The sequence below is a fragment of the Marichromatium gracile genome, from assembly GCF_004343155.1.
Lineage (GTDB): Bacteria > Pseudomonadota > Gammaproteobacteria > Chromatiales > Chromatiaceae > Marichromatium > Marichromatium gracile.
In genome coordinates, this window is the sequence record NZ_SMDC01000012.1 from 85,086 (window position 1) to 107,417 (window position 22,332).

General features: G+C 68.6%; 18 protein-coding genes. 2 read left to right on the top strand and 16 right to left on the bottom strand.

Annotation, left to right across the window (positions count from 1 at the left end; genetic code table 11):
• Nucleotides 1-769: 769 nt before the first annotated feature.
• The 4 genes from lpdA to EDC29_RS14695 form a co-directional block, all read right to left on the bottom strand.
• Nucleotides 770-2,461 carry a dihydrolipoyl dehydrogenase gene (lpdA, locus tag EDC29_RS14680; protein ID WP_132230494.1) on the bottom strand — a complete coding sequence of 564 codons (1,692 nt, stop codon included), beginning with the start codon at nucleotides 2,459-2,461 and terminating at the stop codon, nucleotides 770-772.
• Between the two features lie 114 nt (nucleotides 2,462-2,575).
• Nucleotides 2,576-4,264 carry a dihydrolipoyllysine-residue acetyltransferase gene (aceF, locus tag EDC29_RS14685; protein ID WP_132230496.1) on the bottom strand — a complete coding sequence of 563 codons (1,689 nt, stop codon included), beginning with the start codon at nucleotides 4,262-4,264 and terminating at the stop codon, nucleotides 2,576-2,578.
• A 30-nt stretch (nucleotides 4,265-4,294) separates the two neighbouring features.
• A complete protein-coding gene (gene aceE, locus EDC29_RS14690) occupies nucleotides 4,295-6,949 on the bottom strand; it encodes a pyruvate dehydrogenase (acetyl-transferring), homodimeric type (protein ID WP_132230498.1) in 2,655 nt (884 codons plus the stop codon).
• Nucleotides 6,950-7,113: 164 nt separating this feature from the next.
• Nucleotides 7,114-7,644 carry a biliverdin-producing heme oxygenase gene (locus tag EDC29_RS14695; protein WP_132230500.1) on the bottom strand — a complete coding sequence of 177 codons (531 nt, stop codon included), beginning with the start codon at nucleotides 7,642-7,644 and terminating at the stop codon, nucleotides 7,114-7,116.
• 72 nt (nucleotides 7,645-7,716) lie between these two features.
• Here EDC29_RS14695 and EDC29_RS14700 point away from each other — a divergent pair, with 72 nt between their 5' ends.
• Nucleotides 7,717-9,285 (top strand): GAF domain-containing protein, encoded by a 1,569-nt coding sequence (locus tag EDC29_RS14700; protein WP_132230502.1) that lies wholly within the window; start codon nucleotides 7,717-7,719, stop codon nucleotides 9,283-9,285.
• Here EDC29_RS14700 and fusA read toward each other — a convergent pair.
• Nucleotides 9,282-11,330, bottom strand: coding sequence for an elongation factor G (gene fusA / locus EDC29_RS14705; RefSeq protein WP_132230504.1), 2,049 nt, complete (start codon nucleotides 11,328-11,330; stop codon nucleotides 9,282-9,284). The two genes, EDC29_RS14700 and fusA, sit on opposite strands and share 4 nt — an antisense overlap.
• A gap of 382 nt (nucleotides 11,331-11,712) precedes the next feature.
• Here fusA and EDC29_RS14710 point away from each other — a divergent pair, with 382 nt between their 5' ends.
• Complete coding sequence (locus EDC29_RS14710) at nucleotides 11,713-12,192, top strand: YbhB/YbcL family Raf kinase inhibitor-like protein (RefSeq protein ID WP_123140726.1); 480 nt, start codon at nucleotides 11,713-11,715, stop codon at nucleotides 12,190-12,192.
• Nucleotides 12,193-12,249: 57 nt separating this feature from the next.
• Here the strand turns inward: EDC29_RS14710 and ccmI are convergent, their stop codons facing one another.
• The 11 genes from ccmI to EDC29_RS14765 form a co-directional block, all read right to left on the bottom strand.
• A complete protein-coding gene (ccmI, locus tag EDC29_RS14715; RefSeq protein WP_132230505.1) occupies nucleotides 12,250-13,539 on the bottom strand; it encodes a c-type cytochrome biogenesis protein CcmI in 1,290 nt (429 codons plus the stop codon).
• Between the two features lie 6 nt (nucleotides 13,540-13,545).
• On the bottom strand, nucleotides 13,546-14,040 hold the full coding sequence (locus tag EDC29_RS14720; protein WP_123140728.1) for a cytochrome c-type biogenesis protein: 495 nt from the start codon (nucleotides 14,038-14,040) through the stop codon (nucleotides 13,546-13,548).
• A complete protein-coding gene (locus tag EDC29_RS14725) occupies nucleotides 14,037-14,582 on the bottom strand; it encodes a DsbE family thiol:disulfide interchange protein (RefSeq protein WP_123140739.1) in 546 nt (181 codons plus the stop codon). The genes EDC29_RS14720 and EDC29_RS14725 overlap by 4 nt, the downstream gene beginning before the upstream one ends.
• Nucleotides 14,583-14,604: 22 nt before the next feature.
• Entirely contained in the window at nucleotides 14,605-16,590 is a 1,986-nt protein-coding gene (locus tag EDC29_RS14730; RefSeq protein WP_132230507.1) for a heme lyase CcmF/NrfE family subunit, read from the bottom strand.
• The gene (gene ccmE, locus EDC29_RS14735; RefSeq protein WP_123140730.1) at nucleotides 16,590-17,057 is read right to left on the bottom strand and encodes a cytochrome c maturation protein CcmE; all 468 of its coding nucleotides are present in this window, start codon (nucleotides 17,055-17,057) and stop codon (nucleotides 16,590-16,592) included. Before ccmE ends, EDC29_RS14730 begins: the two co-directional genes overlap by 1 nt.
• The gene (gene ccmD / locus EDC29_RS14740) at nucleotides 17,054-17,227 is read right to left on the bottom strand and encodes a heme exporter protein CcmD (RefSeq protein WP_005221019.1); all 174 of its coding nucleotides are present in this window, start codon (nucleotides 17,225-17,227) and stop codon (nucleotides 17,054-17,056) included. The genes ccmE and ccmD overlap by 4 nt, the downstream gene beginning before the upstream one ends.
• The gene (ccsA, locus tag EDC29_RS14745) at nucleotides 17,224-17,982 is read right to left on the bottom strand and encodes a cytochrome c biogenesis protein CcsA (protein ID WP_123140731.1); all 759 of its coding nucleotides are present in this window, start codon (nucleotides 17,980-17,982) and stop codon (nucleotides 17,224-17,226) included. The genes ccmD and ccsA overlap by 4 nt, the downstream gene beginning before the upstream one ends.
• Before the next feature lie 27 nt (nucleotides 17,983-18,009).
• On the bottom strand, nucleotides 18,010-18,684 hold the full coding sequence (ccmB, locus tag EDC29_RS14750; RefSeq protein ID WP_123140732.1) for a heme exporter protein CcmB: 675 nt from the start codon (nucleotides 18,682-18,684) through the stop codon (nucleotides 18,010-18,012).
• A 7-nt stretch (nucleotides 18,685-18,691) separates the two neighbouring features.
• Nucleotides 18,692-19,309: a cytochrome c biogenesis heme-transporting ATPase CcmA gene (gene ccmA, locus EDC29_RS14755; protein WP_123140733.1), complete on the bottom strand. Its 618-nt coding sequence runs from the start codon at nucleotides 19,307-19,309 to the stop codon at nucleotides 18,692-18,694.
• Nucleotides 19,310-19,437: 128 nt separating this feature from the next.
• The gene (rlmKL, locus tag EDC29_RS14760; RefSeq protein ID WP_132230509.1) at nucleotides 19,438-21,624 is read right to left on the bottom strand and encodes a bifunctional 23S rRNA (guanine(2069)-N(7))-methyltransferase RlmK/23S rRNA (guanine(2445)-N(2))-methyltransferase RlmL; all 2,187 of its coding nucleotides are present in this window, start codon (nucleotides 21,622-21,624) and stop codon (nucleotides 19,438-19,440) included.
• Between the two features lie 103 nt (nucleotides 21,625-21,727).
• On the bottom strand, nucleotides 21,728-22,141 hold the full coding sequence (locus EDC29_RS14765; RefSeq protein WP_123140735.1) for a YajD family HNH nuclease: 414 nt from the start codon (nucleotides 22,139-22,141) through the stop codon (nucleotides 21,728-21,730).
• Between the last annotated feature and the right edge of the window lie 191 nt (nucleotides 22,142-22,332).

A 22,332-nucleotide genomic window follows, 5' to 3' on the forward strand; every position in this document is an offset into this window, starting at 1 on the left:
GTCGCCGCTGAGGAGACCGCCGCACCGGCTGAGGCCGAGGCTGCCGAGCCTGCCGTCGTCGAGGCCGCCGAGGAGGCGCCTGTCGCCGCTGAGGAGGAGAGCGCTGCACCGGCTGAGGCCGAGGCTGCTGAGCCTGCCGTCGCCGAGGCCACCGAGGAGGCGCCTGTCGCCGCCGAGGAGACCGCCGCACCGGCTGAGGCAGAGGCTGCTGCTGAGCCTGCCGTCGTCGAGGCCACCGAGGAGGCGCCTGTCGCCGCCGCGGAGACCGCCGCACCGGCTGAGGCAGAGGCTGCTGCTGAGCCTGCCGTCGTCGAGGCCACCGAGGAGGCGCCTGTCGCCGCCGCGGAGACCGCTGCACCGGCCGAGGCAGAGGCTGCCGAGCCTGCCGTCGTCGAGACCGCCGAGGAAGCGCCTGTCGCTGCTGAGGAGGCCGCTGCCGAGCCGGTCGCCGAGGAGCCTGCGCCTGCCGCCAAGCCGATCAACAAGCCGATGCCGGCCTGGATGATCCACTTCCAGTCGCGTTGATCCCCGCCGTCGTCGGACCGTCCGTCTGGTCGGTCCGATGGCACTTCGATCAGGCCGTCCCCCCGATGGCCTGATCGCCTCTCGAACAAGACCCTATCGATCCGTCGATACCGACGTGCACGATTCGTCGGGCGTGTTCGCGTGCCCGACAGATGCATGCGCCGGCGACGTCATGCGGTGTTGCTTGTCCTGGGTTGGGGGAGATCGCGCGCCGCGCACCCTGATGGCCGCGACGCGCGTCGGCTCAACGCTTCTTCGGCGGGAGCAGGTCGGTGATCGAGCCGTGCGCCATCTCGGCGGCCAGCCCGATGGTCTCGTTGAGTGTCGGATGGGGGTGGATGGTGAGGGCGATGTCCTCCATGTCGGCGCCCATCTCGAGCGCGAGCACCGCCTCGCCGATCAGCTCACCGGCGTTGGGACCGACGATCCCGGCGCCGAGGATGCGCTTGGTCTCGGGGTCGAACAGCAGCTTGGTCATGCCCTCGGTGCGATGGATGCCGAGCGCACGACCGCTCGCCGCCCAGGGGAAGACCCCCTTCTCGTAGGCGATACCCTCGGCCTTGGCCTTGGTCTCGGTCAGGCCCATCCAGGCGACCTCGGGGTCGGTATAGGCCACCGAGGGGATGGTGAGCGGGTCGAACAGCGCCGGCTGGCCGGCGATCACCTCGGCGGCGACCTTGGCCTCGTGGGTGGCCTTGTGGGCGAGCATCGGGCCGCCGACCACATCGCCGATGGCATGGATGTGCGGCACATTGGTGCGCATGTGCTGATCGACCTTGATGAAGCCGTGCTGGTCGACCTCGACGCCCGCCGCCTCGGCGTCGATCAGCGCGCCATTGGGGCGACGACCGACGGCGACCAGCACCTTGTCGTAGGTCTCCTCGCCGTCGTGCTTGCCCTCGAAGCGGACCTGGATGCCGTCATCGGCGGCGGTCATCGCCGCAACCTTGATCTCGAGCATCAGCTTGCGATAGCGCTTCTTGGCGACCTTCTCGAAGCTGCGGACGAGATCGGCGTCGCACCCCGGCATCAGCTGCGACTGCAGCTCGACCACGTCGATCTCGGTGCCGAGCGCGGCGTAGACGGTAGCCATCTCCAGTCCGATGATGCCGCCGCCGACGATCAGCATCCGCTCGGGGATGTCGCGGATCTCGAGCGCGTCGGTCGAGTCCATCACCCGCGGGTCGTCGTGCGGGAAGCCGGGGATGGTCATCGGCGAGGAGCCGCAGGCGATGATGCAGTGATCGAAGCGCACGCGTCGCTCGCCCTCGGCGGTGTCGACGACGATGCGGTTGGGGCCGCTGAAGCGGCCCGTGCCCTGGATGACCTCGACGCCGCGCTGCTTGGCCATGCCGGCCAGTCCGCTGGTGAGCTTGGCCACCACCTTGTCCTTGCCGGTGCGCATCTTGTCGAGATCGATCTCGGGAGCGGCGAAGGTCACGCCCATGGCGCCGAGTTCCTTGGCCTCGTTGATGATCGCGGCGGTGTGCAGCAGCGCCTTGGAGGGGATGCAGCCGACGTTGAGACAGACCCCGCCGAGGGTCGCGTGACGCTCGATCAGGGTGACGCGCTTGCCCAGGTCGGCGGCGCGGAAGGCGGCGCTGTAGCCGCCGGGGCCGGCACCCAGCACCACCACCTCGGTGACCTGCTCGGCGGGGTCCGTGGTGGTGTCTGGAGCCGGCTCAGTGCCTGCCGCCAGCGGCGCCAGGGTCAGGATGGTGGCGCCCTGCGAGACCCGGTCACCGACGCCGAGATGGATCTCCTGGACACGTCCGGCGGCGGGGGCGGGGATCTCCATGGTGGCCTTCTCGCTCTCCAGGGTGATCAGCGAGGTCTCCTGCTGCACGCTGTCGCCAGGGGCGACCAGGACCTCGATGACCTCCACATCCTTGAAATCCCCGATGTCCGGGACCGTGACCTTGATGGTGTCGCTCATAGTGTGCTTGCTTCTCGATGGGCCGCGATGGGCGCTCTATGGGTGGTCGGGTTCGGCGCCTCATCCTATACGATCCCGGGGGCCAGGCGAAGGCTGACCCCGAGGATCAGGGGGTCATAGCAGCAACTCGCGGATGTCGCCGAGCAGGTCGCCGAGCAGGGTGGTGAAGCGGGCCGCATCGGCGCCGTCGACCACCCGGTGGTCGTAGGAGAGCGAGAGCGGCAGCAGCAGGCGGGGGACGAAGCGCTCGCCGTCCCACACCGGTCGGGTGGCGGCGCGGGAGACGCCGAGGATGGCCACCTCCGGGGCGTTGACGATGGGGGTGAAGGCGGTGCCGCCGATGCCTCCGAGGCTGGAGATGGTGAAGCAGCCGCCCTGCATCTCGTCGGGGCGCAGTCGTTGGGCGCGGGCGCGGGCGCCGAGATCGGCCAGCTCGCCGGCGAGGGTGCGCAGCCCCTTGCGATCGACGTCGCGCACCACCGGCACCATCAGCCCGTTGGGGGTGTCGACGGCCACGCCGATATGGGTGTAGTGCTTGTGGATGAGGTGCTCGCCGTCGGCGTCGAGCGAGGCCTTGAGCAGCGGCATCCGGGTCAGCGCGGTGGCCACCGCCTTGAGCAGGAAGGGGATCAGGGTGAGCCTGACCGAGGCGTCGTCGGGGTCGGTCTTGTGGGCGGCGCGGAAGGCCTCGAGCTCGGTGATGTCGGCCTCGTCGAACTGGGTGACGTGAGGGATGCCGGTCCAGCTCTGGTGCAGGTGGCGCGCGCTGATCCTGCGGATGCGTCCGAGTTCGACCCGCTCGACGGGGCCGAACCGGCCGTGGTCGATCGCCGGCGCCGGCGTCGCAGCGACCGTCGCCGGCGAGGCGGTGGAGTGGCTGGACGGCTCGGCGATGGTGAGGCTGCGCTTGACGAAGGCGCGTACGTCCTCCTTGAGTACGCGCCCCTTGGGACCTGTCCCCTTGACCACGTCGAGATCGACGCCGAGTTCGCGGGCGAAGCGCCGCACCGCCGGGCTGGCGTGGGCCTTGCGCCCCCGGGCGATCGCGGCGACGTCCTCGGGGCGTGGCAGCACCGGGGCCTTGCGCGGCGCCGTCTCGCCCGGCTGCGGCGCGGTGGTGGGTGCGGCTGGTGGCGTGTTGTCGGCGTTTGGGCGCGTCGGCTCGGGCGTTGCGGGCGCATCGGTCTCGGCGGGGGCATCGGCGCGCAGCATCAGGATCAGGTCGCCGGTGTTGAGGGTGTCGCCGACGGCGACCGCCAGCTCGCTGACCACCCCGGCGGCGGGGGCGGGGATCTCCATGGTCGCCTTGTCGCTCTCCAGGGTGAGCAGCGACTGGTCGAGCTCGACCCGGTCGCCGGGCGCGACCAGCACCTCGATCACCGGGATCTCGGAGAAGTCGCCGATGTCGGGCAGCAGCACCGCGGTGTCCTCGGTCGCCGTTGCCGTGGGTGGCGTGCCCGTGGCCGGTTCCCGTGCCGCTGGCGCGTCCTCTGGCGCGGGGGGGGGCGGTGCTGCCTCGCGCGCAGGCTGTGGTGCGGCGGTGGGCGTCTGCGCCGGGGTGTCGGTCGGGCGGATGCTGAGTAACGGCGCGCCCATGCTCACCCGGTCGCCGACGGCGACCTTGAGGCGCTCGACCACCCCGGCGCGCGGCGCCGGGATCTCGATCGTCGCCTTGTCGCTCTCCAGGGTGAGGATGGATTGCTCCGCCTCGATACGATCGCCGGGGGCGACCAGGATCTCGATGATCTCGACGTCGGTGAAGTCCCCGATGTCGGGCAACAGGATGTCTTCGACGGTGGCCACTCGATGTCCTCCAATGCTGTGCGGGCGGTCTCAGACCGTCGTCGGGTTGGGCTTCTCCGGGTCGATCCGGTAGCGTTCGATCGCCTCGCTGACCCGCGCCGGTGGGATGGTGCCGGCGTCGGCGAGGGCCTTGAGCGCGGCCAGCGCGACATAGTGACGATTGACCTCGAAGAAGCGGCGCAGCTGGCTGCGGGTATCGCTGCGCCCGAAGCCATCGGTGCCGAGGGTGACATAGGCGCGCGGGACGTGCGGGCGGATCTGCTCGGCATAGGCGCGGATATAGTCGGTGGCGGCGATCACCGGTCCTTCGGTGGCGCCGAGCTGGGTCTCGACATAGCTGGTGCGCGGGGGCTGCTCGGGGTGGAGTCGGTTCCAGCGCTCGGCGTCGATACCGTCGCGGCGCAGTTCGTTGAAGCTGGTCACGCTCCACACGTCGGCGGCGATGTCGAAGTCGCGCGCCAGCAGCTCGGCGGCGGCGAGGGTCTCGCGGAGGATGGCGCCGGCGCCGAGCAGCTGTACCCGGTGCACGCCCTGCTCGGCGACATGGACGCGATGCAGCCCCTTGAGGATGCCGGTCTCGGCGCCTTCGGGCATCGGCGGCTGGACGTAGTTCTCGTTCATCGCGGTGATGTAGTAGAAGCGATCCTCCTGCGCCTGGTACATCCGTCGCATCCCGTCCTGCACGATCACCGCCAGCTCGTAGGCGTAGGCGGGGTCGTAGGTGATGCAGTTGGGGAGGGTGGCGGCGAGCACCGGGCTGTGACCGTCCTGGTGCTGCAGCCCCTCGCCGGCGAGGGTGGTGCGCCCGGCGGTGCCGCCGATGAGGAAGCCGCGCGCGCGCATGTCGCCGGCGGCCCAGGCCAGATCGCCGATGCGCTGGAAGCCGAACATCGAGTAGTAGATGTAGAAGGGGATCATGCTCTGGCCGTGGTTGGCGTAGGCCGTGGCCGCGGCGATCCAGGAGGACATGGCGCCGGCCTCGTTGATCCCCTCCTGGAGGATCTGCCCCTGCTTGTCCTCGCGGTAGAACATCACCTGATCGGCGTCGACCGGCTCGTAGAGCTGCCCCTGCGAGGAGTAGATGCCGAGCTGGCGGAACATCCCCTCCATGCCGAAGGTGCGCGCCTCGTCGGGGACGATGGGGACGACATAACGGCCGATTCCGGGGTCGCGGATGATCAGGGTGAGCAGCCGCACGAAGGCCATGGTGGTCGACATCTCCTTCTCGCCGCTGCCCTGCAGCAGCGACTCGAAGCGCTCCAGCGGCGGGATCTCGAGCGCCGGGGCCTCGACCTTGCGCGCCGGCAGGTGGCCGCCGCGCCGGGCCTCGCGCTCGCGCAGATAGGCCATCTCGGGGCTGTCGTCGGCGGGTTTGTAGAAGGGCGCGGCACCGATCTGGTCGTCGGAGATGGGGATATTGAAGCGATCGCGGAAGGCCTTGAGCGCGACCTCGCCCATCTTCTTCTGCGAGTGGGTGATGTTCATGCCTTCGCCGGCCACGCCCATGCCGTAGCCCTTGACCGTCTTGGCAAGGATCACGGTGGGCTTGCCGTTCGCCGTGGTCGCCGCGAGATAGGCGTTGTAGACCTTGATCGGGTCGTGTCCGCCGCGATTGAGTCGCCAGATGTCCTCGTCGGTCATGTTTGCGACCAGTTCCTTGAGCTCGGGATACTTGCCGAAGAAGTGCTCGCGGGTATAGGCGCCGCCCTTGGCCTTGTAGGCCTGATAGTCGCCGTCGACACATTCCTCCATGCGCTTGAGCAGCAGGCCCTGCTTGTCGCGGGCGAACAGCGGGTCCCAGTAGCGCCCCCAGACCACCTTGATGACGTTCCAGCCGGCGCCACGGAACACCGCCTCCAGCTCCTGGATGATCTTGGCGTTGCCGCGCACCGGGCCGTCGAGTCGCTGCAGGTTGCAGTTGACCACGAACACCAGGTTGTCGAGGCGTTCGCGCGCGGCCAGCGAGATCGCGCCGAGCGACTCGGGTTCGTCCATCTCGCCGTCACCGAGGAAGGCCCAGACCTTGCGGTCGGCGCTGTCGATCAGGCCGCGATGGTCGAGATAGCGCATGAAGCGCGCCTGATAGATGGCCATCAGCGGTCCCAACCCCATGGAGACGGTGGGGAACTGCCAGAATTCGGGCATCAGCCAGGGGTGGGGGTAGGAGGGCAGGCCGTTGCCGTCGACCTCCTGGCGGAAGTTGTAGAGCTGATCCTCGCTGATCCGTCCCTCGAGGTAGGCGCGGGCATAGATGCCTGGGGCCGAGTGTCCCTGCAGGAACACCAGATCGCCGCCGTGCCGCTCGCTGCGCGCGCGCAGGAAGTGGTTGTAGGCGACATCGAGCAGGGTGGCCGAGGAGGCGAAGCTGGCGATGTGGCCGCCGAGTTCGGACGACAGCCGGTTGGCCTGGATCACCATCGCCATCGCGTTCCAACGCACGAAGGAACGGATGCGCCGCTCCATCGCCAGGTCGCCGGGGAAGCGTTGCTCCTGGTGGACGGGGATGGTGTTGAGATAGGCGGTGTTGGCGCTGTAGGGCAGGTAGGCCCCGGAGCGGCGCGCCTTGTCGATCAGCCGCTCGAGCAGGAAGTGGGCGCGGTCGACCCCTTCGTTCTCGAACACGGCATCGAGCGCGTCGAGCCATTCCTGGGTTTCCTGGGGGTCGATATCGGGCTGCTTGGTCATGACGGTTCCCGGAAGAAGGTCCAATGCAATCGCACGAGCAGGGTCGCAGTATACTGACCTTTGCTAGAAATTAAATACTAATGATCCATTTTCTTAATATTAACGATCGCTGATCGATTGTCCTGTTTCATCCCTTCTCTGCCTGCGCCCGTGCTCGCCCGATATCAAGGGGCGCGAGGGCGCGCCCCGACCGCGGCACCGTACGGATCGATGGCCTCGGTGGCGGTGAAGCGTGCGCCGAAGCGCGCGCGCAGACGGCGCGCGATCAGTTGTCCGCCGAGTGACGAGCCTTCGAGGACATAGAGCGCGCCGATGCCGCAGTCGATGCCCTGCTCGGCACACAGCCGTGCCGGCAGCGTGTTGTGCGGGTCGGGTGGTTCGGTGTCGAGTCGGGCAAGATCGTCGCGTAGCGCCGCGAGTCGTGGTCGAGCCCCGAGGCGTCGTCGCAGCGCGTCCGGCACGATCGTGGTGAGATGGGGCTCGAGCCCCTGATGGAGCAGGGTCAGGCGATAGAGATAGTCGCGGTATTCGTCCAGGGTCAGGTCGGGGGCGAGGAGGCGTCTGGACAGCGGCAGCGTCTCCACGGCCCGGTGCGCGGTTGCGGTGGCTTGACGCAGGGCTGTCGCCAGGGCGGCGGCGGGGGGAGGCGATATCGGTCGGGGGGCTTGGCTCATCGCGGCGCGCTCCAGCTCCATGAGGGCACAGGCAGTGTAGCATTGGCCCTGTGACGTCGATGGCGGGCATGATCGTTCGAGAGGGTCGGAGAGATGAGTGAGCTGGCGACACAGGGGTTCATCGCCGAGTGCGAACGCGAGCAACTGCAGCGCGCGCAGTCGATCCAGCCGTGCGGAGCGCTGCTCGGCGGTCGTCCCGGCGATGCGCGGATCCGCTTCGCCAGCGCCAATCTGGCGCACTGGCTCGGCGAGGAAGCGCAAGCGGTGCTCGGGCGGTTGTTGACCTCGCTGCTCCCCGACTTCCCGCCGCCGAGCGAGCCGGGTACCGAGGAGGGCGGCGACGATGCGTGGTTGCGTCCGAGCAGCGACAAGCGGTTCTATCCAGATCTCTGCATCGGTCCGCGGGGTGCGCTCGATGCGCTGCTTTCCTGCAGCGCCGAGACTTGGCTGCTGGAGTTCGAGCCGGCGCTTGCGCCCGCCGAGCGTCACGCGGCCTATCGGCCCGTTCCCCATCAGCTCTATCGCATGCCCTATAGCGCCGAGGACTGGTCGCGTCAGTGTCAGTTCCTGGTCGATACGCTGCGCCACATCACCGGTTTCTCGCGGGTGCTGCTCTATCGCTTCCGCGACGACGACTGCGGCGAGGTCGTCGCCGAGAGTCTGCGAGAAGGGCTCGATCCCTATCTCGGGCTGCGCTACCCGGCCTCGGACATCCCGCAGGTCGCCCGTCGTCTGTATCTGCTCAATCCCCATCGCCAGATCCCCGACATCGCGGCAGCGCCGGTGCCGTTGCTCGCCGATCCCGAGGGGACGCTCGCCGACCTGACCCTGTCCGAGCTGCGCGCCGTCTCGCCGGTGCACCTGACCTATCTGCGCAACATGGGGGTGAGCGCCTCGCTCTCCTTCTCGCTGGTCGTCTCCGGGCGGCTGTGGGGGCTGATCGCCTGTCACCACGACCAGCCCGCGCAGCTGGCGCCGGCGTTGCGCGCGCGCTGCGCCGAGATGGCGCGCGCCTTCACCCTGGCCATCTACGGTTATCAGAGCACGCGGCGACTGATGGACGTCAGCGAGAGCGATCGCGAGATCGCCGCGCTGGTCGAGCGGCTCGGCAGTGGTGGCAACATCGAATCGGTGGCGACGGCGGGGGAGGGCTCACTTGCCGGGCAGTTGCTGGCGCTCGTTGGCGCGAGCGGCGCGGCGTTGATCGACGGTGAGCGCTGCACGACCTTCGGCCAGACGCCGCCGTGCGCGGCGCTCCTCGCGCTGTGTCGTTGGCTGGAGGCGAGCGAGACGCCGACGGTGTTCGCCACCGCGGCGCTTGCCGAGCACTATCCGCCGGCGCGGGAGTGGCGCGATCGCGGCAGCGGATTGCTCGCGGTACGGGTCGAGCGCGCCGGTGTCTCTGTCTCGCGCACCTTTCTGTGGTGGCGCCCGGAGCAGCCGCAGGAGGTGCACTGGGCGGGCGATCCACGCAAGGACGCGCTGGTGCGATCGGGCGATGGCGAGCTCTCGCCACGCGCCTCGTTCGCGCGTTGGGTCGAGGTCACCTCCGGCCAGGCCGAGCCCTGGGGCGAGCGTGAGCTGTTGCGGGCGAAGAGGTTCCGTGGACTGATCCTCCACGCCATCAACGCCGACCTGCTCGGTGCGCCCGGGGCAGGCTAGGTCCGATCCTCCTGCTGGTGCGTCTCGATCAGTTGCCGTTGGATCGCCGTGCCGACCGGCTCGTAGTGGCTGAACTCGATGCTGTAGACCCCCTCGCCGCCGGTGATCGCCTTGAGCCGTGACTCATAGCCCTCGAGTTCGGCCAGCGGCACCTCGCCCTCGATCACCACTCGCCCCTGGGACCTGGTCTCGCTGCCGCTGATGCGACCGCGTCGTCCCGCAAGATCGCCGGCGAGGTCGCCCATCGCCTGCTCCTGGGCGCTGATGCGGATCTGCACGATGGGTTCGAGGATCGCCGGACGGGCCTGCTCGACGGCGGCGACGAAGGCCTTGCGCGCGGCGGTGACGAAGGCGATCTCCTTGGAGTCGACGGCGTGCGACTTGCCGTCATAGACGGTGACCTGGATGTCCTGCAGCGGGTAGCCGGCGATCACCCCTTCGTCGAGGACCTGGCGTACCCCCTTCTCGATCGAGGGGATGAAGTTGCCGGGGATGGCGCCGCCCACCACCGCGTCGACGAAGCGGAATCCCGTGCCGCGCGGGGTCGGCTCGATGCGCAGGTAGACCTCGCCGAACTGACCTGCGCCACCGGTCTGCTTCTTGTGCCGATAGTGTCCCTCGGCGGGGGCGGTGATGGTCTCGCGATAGGGGATGCGCGGCGGTCGGGTATCGACCTCGACGTGGAACTGGTCGGCGAGGCGCTCGATCAGCAGCTTGAGGTGAAAGGCGCCGAGTCCGCGGATCACCGTCTCGTTGGTCGCGGCGTGATGATCGACCTTGAAGCAGGGGTCCTCGTCCTGGAGCTTGTGCAGCGCCTCGGTGAGCTTCTGCTCGTCGCCGCGACGACTCGGCGTGATCGCCAGTCCGTGGAGCGGGATCGGGTAGTCGGTACGGGCGAGGTGGAAGTGATCCTCGTCGTGCGAGTCGTGCAGCACGGCATCGAGATGGACCTCGTCGACCCGGGAGACGGCGAGGATGTCACCCGGTACCCCGTCCTCGACCTCGATCAACTCTCTGCCCTGCAGCCGGTAGAGATGGGTGACCTTGAACGGCTTGCGCGCGTCGCCGACGAACAGTGCGCTGGTCGGGGTGATGCGTCCCTGGTGGATGCGGAAGATGCCGAGTCGACCGCGGTAGGGGTCGTTGAGCACCTTGAACACATGGGCGATGGCGTGACGCTCGGGGTCGGGACTGACGGCGACCGGCTCGGCCGCCTCGCCCTCGCCCTTGAGGAAGGCCGGCGGGTTGCCCTCGGCGGGGTTGGGCATCAGCCGGGCGATCACCTCGAGCAGCTCGGGGATGCCGGCCCCGGTGCGTGCCGAGACGAAGCAGATCGGAATCAGGTGGGTGTCGCGCAGCGCCGCTTCGAAGGGGTCATGAAGTTGCTCGGGCGCGAGGGTCTGACCCTGTTCGAGATAGGTCTCCATCAGCGCTTCGTCGAGCTCGACCACCTGGTCGACGATCTGCTCGTGGGCCGCGCTCACCGAGGAGAAGTCGGTGGCATTCTCCGCCGGGTTGAAGAAGCAGTCGGCGACCCGTTCGCCGCCCCCTGCAGGCAGGTTGATCGGCAGGCAGGCCGGGCCGAAGCCGTCGCGAATCTGCTCGGTCAGTGCGCCGAGATCGAGATCGGCTGCATCGATCTGGTTGACGATGATCATCCGGCAGAGCCCGCGACCGTCGAGCATCTTCATCAGTCGGGCGGTCATCGGCTCGATCCCGGCCTGGGCGTTGATCACCAGGGCGGCGGTCTCGACCGCGGGCAGGACCGCCAGGCTGCGCCCGAGCAGGTCGGGCAGCCCCGGGGTGTCGATCAGGTTGACCCGGCGCGCTTCGATGGGGAAGCCGACGATGGCCGCGTCGATCGAGTGTCCGAGCGCCTGTTCGCGTGGATCCTGGTCGCAGACCGCAGGACCGCGCTCGGCGGCCGTGGCGGCGGGGGTTGCGCCGGTCGCTGCAAGCAGCGCCTCGGCCAGGGAGGTCTTGCCGGCACCGGCATGACCGATCAGGGCGATATTGCGGACGTCATCAGCATTGTGGTCGGACATCGTTGCTCCCGTCGTTGTGCAGCACGTTGCAGGGGCGCGGGATCGCGTCGCAGCAATGGTGTCATGACAGGGAGTATAGATGGCAATCACCGGGGGATCGGCGGGGTGGGATTGAATCGCCGCGCGGGGTGCGCCAGATCAATCGGGATGGAGTGGATAAAAAGAGGCGGCCGATCGGCCGCCGAAGGACGCACAGTCTGTCAGGGATCCGCATCACTTGGGGGCGGATTCCCTCGATGCTGTGGCGCCAGGCCGATGGATGGAGTCACCGTCCTGGTGCCATGGACCATTCCGTCGAATGGACGATAATCAAGGCGATGATCGAAATGTCTCTCGCCTCGATCCTTGAGCCAGAAGGCTAGCACAGAACCGGAGATTGGCTATGGAACTCGTTCTCAAATCCGCCGCCTTTGTCGATGGCGGGGAGATCCCGGCGCGTCTGACGTGTCATGGCGAGGACCGATCTCCGCCGCTGTGCTGGTCCGATCCTCCGGAGGGCACACGGAGCCTGGTGCTGATCGTCGATGACCCGGATGCGCCGGATCCGGCAGCGCCAAGGATGGTATGGGACCACTGGGTGCTTTTCAATCTGCCGCCGACGTGCCGTGAGCTGGTCGAGGGGGTGGACCCGACGACCGGCCTGCCGCCGGGTGTCGGCCAGGGCCTCAACAGCTGGGGGCGGACGGGTTACGGCGGGCCCTGCCCGCCGGTCGGTCGACATCGTTATTTCCATCGTCTCTATGCCCTCGATACCCGTCTGCCCGATGAGCTGGGGACGCCGACCAAGGATCGGCTGCTGCTGGCGATGGAGGAGCACATCATCGCTCGCGCGATGTTGGTCGGGGTCTATGGCGAGGAGTGAGGGTGGATGAGGGCAGGTGGCGCGCGGCGGGTGCCGCGCGCCGGCGCCGCTGCGCGCTCAGGGCAGGGCGCGATCGATGACGACCGCAGTGGCGGTGGTCTCGCGGGTATCGATCGTTTCGCTTTGACCCTCTAGATCTCCGGGCTGCGGTGCCGCCTCGCCGCTGCGCGAGATCCGGGCGGTGACCTGGATCTCGGCGTGGGCCGAGAGACGCATCCCCGGGGCCATCGCCATGCTGTCGTCGAGGGCGAGCGTGGCCGGCAGCGATCCGGCCTGCAACCGCTGGGCGGCCAGCGGCATCGCCGGGCCGGAGGTGGCGCGGGCGAACACGAACACCGTGTCCTCGGCGGCGACCTCGGCGGCAAGCGCCGGGTCCAGGCTCACGCTCACCTCGATGCGTTCGGCGCCGACGGCCTCCGTTGACTCATCGCTCGACCCCTCGACCGGGACAGCGACCGGCTCCTCGGTCGCGGCCTTGGCTGCGGCGATGCCGGCACGGCGGCGTGCCTCGTCGACCATCTCCTGCAGCTCGGCGGCCTCCTGGCTGCCGGGCTCGAACTCGTCGAGGATCTTCTGCCAGGCGACCGCGGCGGCCTGGAACTGGCCGTGCTGGAAGGCCATCAATCCGGCCAGCCAGCGGGCGTTGACGTTCTGCGGGTCGAGTTCGAGCGCCGCGCGCACCAGCTCGGCGGGCTTGCCCTCGAGACTGCGATCGGGGCGGTTGGCGGCGATCGCCTCGGCATAGGCGAGCATCACGTCGAGTCGCTCGGGGGCGAGCCGGTAAGCGCTGGCCACCGCCTCGAGTCCGTCCTCCGGGCGCTTCAGGGCGAAGTAGGTCCGCCCCATCATCAGCCAGCCCTCGACGTCGTCGGGGTTGTCCTCGAGGCGCTTGGCCAGGCGCTGTACCAGCACCTCCATCGATTGATCGGCGCCCTGGTCCTCGGCGGGCAGGCCGCGCGCGGCCAGTTCCATGCGCTCGATCACCGTCGGTTCGCCAAGCTGCAGATAGAGCAGGGTGGCGGTGCCGGGGAGCGCTAGCGCGAGCAGCAGCGCCAGCGTCCAGCGTCCGAACCGCGAGGCGCCGTGCGCGTCGACCGGCTGACTGCCGTCGACGTCGTGGAGCAGGTCACGCTCGAGGTCGTGACGCGCAGCGTCGTAGCGGGCACGGTCGAGATAGCCGGACTCGAGGTCGGCGTCGAGTTCCTGCAATCGCTGGCGGAAGACCTCGAGATTGAGCGCGTCCTGGGCGGGCTCATGTTGCTCCGGGGTCGGACGCAGCAGCGGCATGACGACGAAGAGGAAGGCCAGGCCGATCAGCCCGGCGGCGAGTATCCAGAAGATGATCATGGGGCGCTAGTCTCGTTGCTCGTCGTCGCGCGAGGCGATCAGTTGCTGGAGTCGGGCGCGTTCGTCCGCGGTGAGGTCCTGCTCGGGCTCGGCCTTCTTGCGTCTGATCGCGCGCCACAGCAGCAGCCCGGCGCCGCCGACCAGTACGAAGGGGCCGAACCAGAGGATATAGGTCGAGGGCTTGATCGGCGGATCGTAGAGCACGAAGTCGCCGTAGCGGGCGACCAGGAAGTCGACGACCTCCTTGCGACTCTGACCCTCGCGCATCATCGCGTAGACCTCCTCGCGCAGGTCCTGGGCGACCCCGGCCTGGGAGCCGGCGAGCGATTCGTTCTGACAGACCAGACAGCGCAGCTCGCTGATCAGGTCGCGGAAGTCCTCGAACTGGTTCGGGTCCTCGAAGGTGAACTCCTCGAGGGTGTAGCCCTGGGCGGTGCCGGCGAGCAGGGCGCCGGCGAGTGCCATCCCGGCGAGCAGTGGACGGTGGTGACGACGCTTCATGAGTTCCTCGCGCGATACTGCTCGACGATCGGACGGATCTTCTCCTCCCACACCTCGGGGGTGATGGGACCGATCTCCTTGTGACGGATGATGCCCTCGGGGTCGACCACGAAGGTCTCCGGGGCGCCGTAGACGCCCCAGTCGATGCCGGCCTCGTTGTCCGGGTCGTAGAGCGAGACGGTATAGGGGTTGCCGTACTGGCGCAGCATCAGCAGCGCGCTGGCGCGGTCGTCCTTCCAGTTGAAGCCGATCACGCGGACGCCGTGCTCGCGAGCGATGCGCAGCAGCTCGGCGTGCTCCTGGCGGCAGGACGGGCACCACGAGGCCCAGACGTTGACCAGCGAGACCTCGCCGAGCAGCAGTTCGCGATCGAGTCGCTGCTGCGGGTCCTTCAGCGAGGGCAGGTCGAACTCGGGCGCGGGCTTGCCCACCAGTGGCGAGGGGACCTTGCGCGGGTCGAGCTGCAGCCCGTAGAAGAGCAGCGCGGCGAGGACCAGGAAGATCCCCAGCGGGATCAGTGCGCGGGTTTTTGAACCTTTCATCTGCATACCTTGCGGGTCTGGGTCAGGCGGCGCTCGTCGCCGCGCCGGACGGCGCGGTGGCGCGGTTGCGAACGCTGCGATAGCGCCGGTCGCTGGCGGCGAGCACGCCGCCGAGCGCCATCAGGATGGCGCCCAGCCAGATCCAGCGGACATAGGGCTTGTAGTAGAGACGCAGTGCCCAGTCGCCGCTGTTGCCGATCGGCTCGCCGAGCGAGACATAGATGTCGCGCAGCAGCCCGGCGTCGATCGCCGCCTCGGTCAACGGCATGCCGCCGGAGACATAGCGACGCTTCTCGGGGTGGAGCACGGCGATCTCGCGCTCACCGTCGTAGACCACGAACTCGCCGCGCTGGGCGGTGTAGTTGGGGCCCTCGACCGGGGTGACGCCGTTGAACAGGAAGCGGTAGCCGGAGGCCTCGTGGACGTCGCCCGGCGACATCCGCACGTCGGTCTCGGCGCCGTCGTTGGAGACCAGGGTGACGCCGACGATGAACACCGCCAGCCCCAGGTGCGCCAGCAGCATGCCGTAGTAGCTGCGACTGCTGGGGTTGATGTCGCGGCGCAGCGCGCGCAGCCCGCCCTTGTGCTTGAGACGATCGAGCAGGCTGGCCAGATGGGTGACCACCAGCCACAGGCTCATGCCGATGCCCAGGCCGACACCGATGTCGCGCGCCGAGAAGCCGGGCCAGGAGACCAGCAGGAAGGCGGCGATGCCGAGCCCGGCGGCGAGCCACAGCGCGCGCAGCAGTCGTACCGGCTCGTCATGCTTCCAGCGGGTGTTGGGACCGACCCCGGTGGCCAGCACCAGCAGTGGCGAGAGCGCGACGAACATCTTGTTGAACCAGGGGAAGCCGACCGAGATCTTGCCCCAGCCGGCGGCCTCGTAGATCAGCGGCGCCAGGGTGCCGAACAGCACCAGCACGGTGAGGGTGGCGAACAGCAGGTTGTTGACCAGCAGGAAGCTCTCGCGCGAGAGCAGGTCGAAGCGCCCGCCGCCGGAGATGTCGGCCGCGCGCCAAGCGTAGAGCGCGAGCGAGCCGCCGATCACCACGCAGAGGAACAGCAGGATGAAGGAGCCGCGCGTTGGATCGGTGGCAAAGGCGTGCACCGAGGTCAGCACCCCGGAGCGCACCAGGAAGGTGCCGAGCAGCGACAGCGAGAAGGCCGAGATGGCGAGCAGCACGGTCCAGCTCTTGAAGGCCGCGCGCTTCTCGGTGACCGCCAGCGAGTGGATCAGCGCGGTGCCGACCAGCCAGGGCATGAAGGAAGCGTTCTCGACCGGGTCCCAGAACCACCAGCCGCCCCAGCCGAGCTCGTAATAGGCCCACCAGGAGCCGAGCGCGATGCCGATGGTGAGAAAGACCCAGGCAACGGTGGTCCAGGGGCGCGACCAGCGCGCCCAGGCCGCATCGAGCTTGCCGCCGATCAGCGCGGCGATGGCGAAGGCGAAGGCCACCGAGAAGCCGACATAGCCCATGTAGAGCATCGGCGGATGGATCGCCAGCCCCGGGTCCTGGAGCAGCGGATTGAGGTCGCGGCCCTCGAGCGGTGCGGGATAGATGCGCTCGAAGGGGTTGGAGGTCAGCAGCATGAACAGCAGGAAGCCGATCGCCACCATGCCCATCACCGCCAGCACCCGCGCCACCATCGGCAGCGGCAGGTTGTTGCTGTAGGCGGCCACCGCCGCGCCCCAGCCGGCGAGCATCAGCGCCCAGAGCAGCAGCGAGCCCTCGTGTGCGCCCCAGATCGCCGAGACCTTGTAGATCAGCGGCATCAGGGTGTTGGAGTTGCTGGCGACGTAGATCACCGAGAAGTCGTCGGTGAGAAAGGCCAGCAGCAGACAGCCGAAGGCGATGCCGATGAAGGTGAGCTGACCCCAGGCCAGCGGGCGCGCCATCACCATCCAGGTGCGGTTGCCGGTGAACGAGCCGGCCAGCGGCAGCACCGCCTGCACCAGGGTGATCGCGAGGGCGAGGATCAGGGCGAAGTGCCCGAGTTCAGGAACCATCAGTTGGATACTCCGGCCGTCTCCGCGGTGTCCGATGCACCCTCGGCCTGGGCCGTCTGCAGGGTGCTCTCGACCTCGGGGGGCATGTAGCTTTCATCGTGCTTGGCGAGGACCTCGTCGGCGTAGAACACACCGTCGGGGCCGAGCCGTCCCTTGGTGACCACGCCCTGACCCTCGCTGAACAGGTCGGGGAGAATGCCGGTGTAGGCGACGGTGACGGTCTCGGCGTTGTCGGTGACATCGAAGTGCACCGTCAGCCCGTCCTCCTGGCGCGCGATGCTGCCCTCGGTGACCAGTCCACCGAGGCGGAAGACGCGATCCTGGGGGGCCTCGTTGGCCAGCACCTGGGTCGGGCTGAAAAAGTAGGAGATGTTGCTGTTGAGCGCGGTCAGCGCCAGGGTGGCGGCGGTGCCGACACCGACGATGGCCAGGGCGACGAACAGCAGGCGTTTCTGTCGGGGTTTCATTGATCGTTGGCTCCTGCGTCACGAATCCGCATCAATCGACCGAGCCGGGCGCGAATGGTTCGCTGGCGCGCGCGCAACTGCAGCACCTCGATCACCAGCAGGAGGGCGGTCATGCCGTAGGCCCCCCAGACGAAGAAGGCGTAGCCGCCCTGGGCGAAGAAGTCGCTCATGCCTTGTCCCCCGTGTCGAGCAGGTCGCGCACCCAGGCGCTCTCGGACTCACGCTGCAGGATGATGCCGCGTAGTCGCATGAAGCTGGTGGCGAAGGAATAGGTCCAGAATCCGAAGGTCATCGCCAGCATCGCGAAGAGGATGTTGGCGTCGATCTGGGTGAGGTCGGAGCGCTGGTGCAGCGCGGCGCACTGGTTGGGATCGGGGCAGTTGATCGACCAGAAGATCACCGGAACCATGATCAGCCCGACGATCGCCAGCAGCGCCGCGGCGCGATCGGCGCGGCGCACGTCGTCGATCGCCGAGTGCAGCGCGATATAGCCGATGTAGAGGAAGAACAGCACCAGCTCGGAGGTCAGGCGCGGGTCCCAGTCCCAGTAGGTGCCCCAGCTCGGTCGGCCCCAGAAGGCCCCGGTCCACAGTGCGAGGAAGGTGAAGATCGCGCCGGTGGGGGCGACGGCATTGGCCATCATGAACGACAACCGGGTGTTGAACACCAGTCCGATCGCCGCCCAGCCGACCATCACCACGTAGAGCCACATCGACATCCAGGCCGCCGGCACGTGGATGAAGATGATGCGGTAGTACTCCTTCTGGGCATTGCTGCCGCCGAGTCGGTCGGCGGTCTCGAAGAAGCCCCAGTAGAGCCCGAGCCCGAGCAGGATCAGGGTGATGATCCAGAAGGCCGGGACCAGCCTGCCGGCGATCGGGTAGAAGGAGGCGGGCGAGGCGAATTTGAACCAGTTCAGTGCCATGGCGGGTGTCTGCGTTCGCTTGAGGGTTTATTCGAGTGAGATCTTGAGCGCGGCGGCGGCGGCCACCGGGGCGAAGACCAATGTCACCAGCAGGAAGGCGCCGAGCAGCTCGAAGTAGGGCCGGGTGTCGGCGACCGAGACCGTGGCGGCGACGTCGATCGCCCCGGCGCCGTAGACCAGCACCGGGATGTAGAGCGGCAGGATCAGCAGCGCCAGCAGGATGCCGCCGCCGCGCAGCCCCAGGGTCAGCGCCGCGCCGATCGCCCCGAGCAGGCTGAGTACCGGGGTGCCGATCAGCAGGGTGAGCATCATCACCCCGACGGCGGCGCCGGTGAGGTGGTACTGCATCCCCACCAGCGGGGCGATCAGCACCAGCGGCAGCCCGGTGAGCAGCCAGTGGGCGGTGATCTTGGCCAGCACCAGCAGCGCGCGCGGCTGATCGGTGAGCAGCATCTGCTCGAGGGTGCCGTCGACATGATCGGCGGCGAACAGCCGTTCGAGTGCGAGCATCGAGGCGAGCAGCGCCGCCACCCAGACCACGCCTGGGCCGAGCGTCTGCAGCACCTCGCGCTCGGTACCGACGCCGAGCGGGAAGAGGCTCACCACGATGACGAAGAAGAACAGACTGGTCAGCACGTCCGTGCCGCGTCTGAGCGCGAGGGTGAGGTCGCGCGAGAGGATGCACCAGAAGAGTCGCAACACCGGTGGTTCAGCTCCCGAGGTCGAGTCGCGCGACCTGCCCCGAGGTCAGGGGCACGTCCTGATGGGTGGTGAGCACGACGATGCCGCCGCCGGCGACGTGCTCGGCGATCAACGTCTCGAGCAGCGCCACGGCAGCGGTGTCGAGCGCGGTGAAGGGCTCGTCGAGCACCCACAGCGGCGCGCGGCTGAGCACCAGTCGCGCCAGCGCCACCCGCTTCTTCTGCCCCTGCGAGAGCATCCGCGTCGGCAGATCCTCGAAGCCCTGCAGACCGATGCGCGCGAGCGCCGCCCACAGCGCCTGCTCGTCGAGGCGCTCGCCGTCGAGGGTGGTGGTGACGCGCAGGTTCTCGACCCCGGTCAGGTCGCCCTTGATGCCGTTGAGGTGGCCGAAGTAGAGGAGGTCGCGGTGGTACTCGTCACCGAGTTCGGCGATCGGGGTGCCGCGCCAGCGGATCTTGCCGCGTTCCGGGGTGAACAGACCGCAGAGTGCACGCAGCAGGGTGGTCTTGCCGCTACCGTTGCGACCGCGCACGTGCAGCAGGGTGCCGCCCCCGACCTCGACGTCCAGCGCGCTGAAGAGCAGCCGATCACCGCGTCGGCATTCGAGCTGCACTACCTCAAGCATGTCGTTCAGGGGTCCGGTCCATTGCTGCGGCGCATCCCCCGCACGGGGCGGGTGCGCCCGGTTCTGACGTCTGGCGGGCCGCCGCGGGCCGCCGGGTCGAGCCGGCAACCTTAAACGCTGGTGACGTATTACTCAACATCGCTGCCTCGCGCCGGGTCGCGGCGACGGATCTGCCAGCAGTTGTGGATGCGCGGGTTGCGCGCGAAGTCGTGCGGCAGCGTTTGTGCGGTGAGGTCGGTGATCTCGAGCCGGGGCAGGGCGGCATGGTCCATGCGGAAGCCGCGGCGGTTGTTGGAGAAGATCAGCGTGCCCGTGGGGGCGAGCAGGCGCATCGTCGCCGCGATCAGGTCGACATGATCGCGCTGCACGTCGAAGGTGCCCTGCATCCGCTTGGAGCTGGAGAAGCTCGGCGGATCGAGGAAGATCAGGTCGAATTCGCGTCGTCCGGCGTGACGTTCGATCCACTGCAGACAGTCGGCCTGGACCAGGGTGTGGTCGTGCCCGCCGATGTCGTTGAGCACCAGGTTGCGCTCGGCCCAGTCGAGATAGGTGCGCGACATGTCCACCGTGGTGGTGGAGCGCGCGCCGCCGCGCGCGGCATAGACGGTGGCGCTGGCGGTGTAGGCAAAGAGGTTGAGGAAGCGCGCGCCCGCGGCCAGCCGCCCGACCAGGGCGCGGGTGTCGCGGTGATCGAGAAACAGGCCGGTGTCGAGATAGTCCTCGAAGTTGACGAGGAAGCGATGGCCGCCCTCGGCGACCTCATGGAAGCGACGGGTCTCGGCGATGCGCTCGTACTGGCTGGCGCCCTTCTGCTGGCGACGGACCTTGAAATGGACCTGACCGGCGGGGATCTCGAGCACCTCGGGGATCATCGTCATCGCCTCGCGGGCGCGCAGCCGCGCGCGCTTCTGATCGACACTCGCCGGCGGGGCGTACTCCTGGACGTTGACCCAGCGTCCGTTGACGCCGCCGTAGACGTCGATGGCGAAGGCGTACTCGGGCAGGTCGGCGTCATAGAGACGGTAGCAGTCGATCGCCTCGCGCTTGCACCACTTGCGCAGCGCCTTGAGGTTCTTGCGCAGCCGGTTGGCGAACATCTCGGCGCCGGGGCCGAGCGACTCGGGTGGCAACGGGCGCGGGCGGTTGGTGGCGAAGCGCTCGGCCTCGATCTGGAAGTGCAGCAGGCGGCACTCGATCGGGCCGTTGTAGAGGGTGTGGGTGCGGTGCGCGCGCAGCCCGAGCTGGTGACCGAGCTCGGGCGAGCCGGTGAACACCGCCGCCCGCCAGCCGAGGAAGCGCTCGCGCAGCACCGAGCCGAGTCGCGCGTAGAGCGCCTCGAGGTCGTCGTCGGCGCCGAGGCGCTCGCCATAGGGCGGGTTGACGATCACCAGCCCGCGATCCTCGGCATGCACCGGCAGGCAGTCGCTCAGCTCGCGCCGCTCGAAGTGCGCGAGGCCGGTGAGCCCGGCCAGCGCCAGATCGTCGATCGCCACGCGGATGGCGTTGGGGTTGCAGTCGTAGCCGCGCAGGGTGCCGACCCGTTCGCGCCCGGCCTCGGCGCGCGCGCGCGCCTCCTCGCACAGCGCCGCCCACACCTCGGGCTGGTGCGCCGACCAGCCGAGGAAACCGAAGTGTTCGCGCAGCAGGCCCGGGGCGATGTCGGCGGCGATCAGCGCCCCCTCGATCACCAGGGTGCCCGAGCCGCACATCGGGTCGAGCAGTGCCGCGCCCTCGGCGGCCAGCTCGGGCCAGCCGGCGCGCAGCAGCAGCGCGGCGGCGAGGTTCTCCTTGAGCGGCGCGGCCGAGCCCTGACGGCGATAGCCGCGCCGGTGCAGCGAGCCGCCGGAGAGATCGAGGCTGACGGTGACCTGGTCGCGCTGGGCATAGACGTGGATGCCGATGTCCGGCCATTCGGTATCGACGTCCGGGCGCTGCCCACAACGCGCCGAGAAGCGGTCGACGATGGCATCCTTGACGCGCAGGGTGGCGTAGTGTCGGTTCGGGGTCGCGTTCAGCGCGCCGTCGAACTGCACCGCGATGCTCTGCGCCGGCGAGAAGTGATCCTCCCAGGGCAGCTCGGTGACCCCGGCATAGAGCGCGTCGGCGTCCTCGGCGGCGAACTCGGCCAGCGGCAGCAGGATGCGGTTGGCCACGCGCGACCACAGACAGGCGCGGTAGGCCGCTTCCAGGTCGCCCGAGAAGCGCGCGCCGCCTCGGGTCTCGGTGGCGTCGGCGAGCCCCAGCCCGCGCAGTTCGTCGGCGAGCAGATCGCCCATGTGTTTCGGGGCCGAGGCGAAGAAGGTGTGACGCGACATGCGGTGCGGGGACTCCTTGGGGTGACGCGCGCCGGCGCGTCCGAATGGGATGGCGTGGGGTGGGATTATACGGCGCCCACCGGATGGCGGGCGCTGCGTCCGCTCAATCGCCCTTGTTGAGCAGGGCGCCGAGGCCGGCGAAGGGGTTGTGGGTGGTCTCCTTCTGACCGTCTTCGCGAGTGCGGGTGCGGCCCCCGGCCTTGGCGGCGAGGTGCTCCTCGTACTTCTGGTGTTCGTTGTCGTGACAGTACAGACACAGCAACTCCCAGTTGCTGCCGTCTGCTGGGTTGTTGTCGTGGTCCATGTCCTTGTGGTGGACGGTGAGCTCGTGCAGGTTCTCGCGGGTGAAGGTGCGTGCGCAGCGACCACAGACCCAGGGGTAGAGCTTGAGCGCCTGTTCGCGGTAACCGGCGGCGCGGTCGTCGCTGGCCTTGCGCGCGGCGGCGACCACGCGATCGAGCTTCTCGGTATTGATCGGCTTGCCGGTGCGCCCGTGACGTGGGGGATCGGTTGGCATGAGGTCCTCGGTACTTGGTTGAATGCGGTGCGAGTGAAGATAAACCAGCGCGCCCCTGATGGCATCAGACAGGGGCGAGGAGTGGACGTTCATTCCCGCGCATATAAATGAACGCGCGCGCGAGAGGAGGTCGAAGTGACGAGAGGATGAAAAAAGTGTTGACGTTTTTCGAGAAGAGTCTAAAATGCGCA

Coding starts and splice junctions, on each gene's coding strand:
- EDC29_RS14710 (WP_123140726.1), top strand. CDS start 11,713: ATGGAACTCGTTCTCAAATCCGCCGCCTTTGTCGATGGCGGGGAGATC.
- EDC29_RS14765 (WP_123140735.1), bottom strand. CDS start 22,141: ATGCCAACCGATCCCCCACGTCACGGGCGCACCGGCAAGCCGATCAAT.
- EDC29_RS14695 (WP_132230500.1), bottom strand. CDS start 7,644: ATGGAGCTGGAGCGCGCCGCGATGAGCCAAGCCCCCCGACCGATATCG.
- EDC29_RS14725 (WP_123140739.1), bottom strand. CDS start 14,582: ATGAAAGGTTCAAAAACCCGCGCACTGATCCCGCTGGGGATCTTCCTG.
- rlmKL (WP_132230509.1), bottom strand. CDS start 21,624: ATGTCGCGTCACACCTTCTTCGCCTCGGCCCCGAAACACATGGGCGAT.
- lpdA (WP_132230494.1), bottom strand. CDS start 2,461: ATGAGCGACACCATCAAGGTCACGGTCCCGGACATCGGGGATTTCAAG.
- EDC29_RS14720 (WP_123140728.1), bottom strand. CDS start 14,040: ATGAAGCGTCGTCACCACCGTCCACTGCTCGCCGGGATGGCACTCGCC.
- ccmD (WP_005221019.1), bottom strand. CDS start 17,227: ATGAGCGACTTCTTCGCCCAGGGCGGCTACGCCTTCTTCGTCTGGGGG.
- EDC29_RS14700 (WP_132230502.1), top strand. CDS start 7,717: ATGAGTGAGCTGGCGACACAGGGGTTCATCGCCGAGTGCGAACGCGAG.
- ccmI (WP_132230505.1), bottom strand. CDS start 13,539: ATGATCATCTTCTGGATACTCGCCGCCGGGCTGATCGGCCTGGCCTTC.
- EDC29_RS14730 (WP_132230507.1), bottom strand. CDS start 16,590: ATGGTTCCTGAACTCGGGCACTTCGCCCTGATCCTCGCCCTCGCGATC.
- ccmA (WP_123140733.1), bottom strand. CDS start 19,309: ATGCTTGAGGTAGTGCAGCTCGAATGCCGACGCGGTGATCGGCTGCTC.
- ccmE (WP_123140730.1), bottom strand. CDS start 17,057: ATGAAACCCCGACAGAAACGCCTGCTGTTCGTCGCCCTGGCCATCGTC.
- fusA (WP_132230504.1), bottom strand. CDS start 11,330: ATGTCCGACCACAATGCTGATGACGTCCGCAATATCGCCCTGATCGGT.
- ccsA (WP_123140731.1), bottom strand. CDS start 17,982: ATGGCACTGAACTGGTTCAAATTCGCCTCGCCCGCCTCCTTCTACCCG.
- aceE (WP_132230498.1), bottom strand. CDS start 6,949: ATGACCAAGCAGCCCGATATCGACCCCCAGGAAACCCAGGAATGGCTC.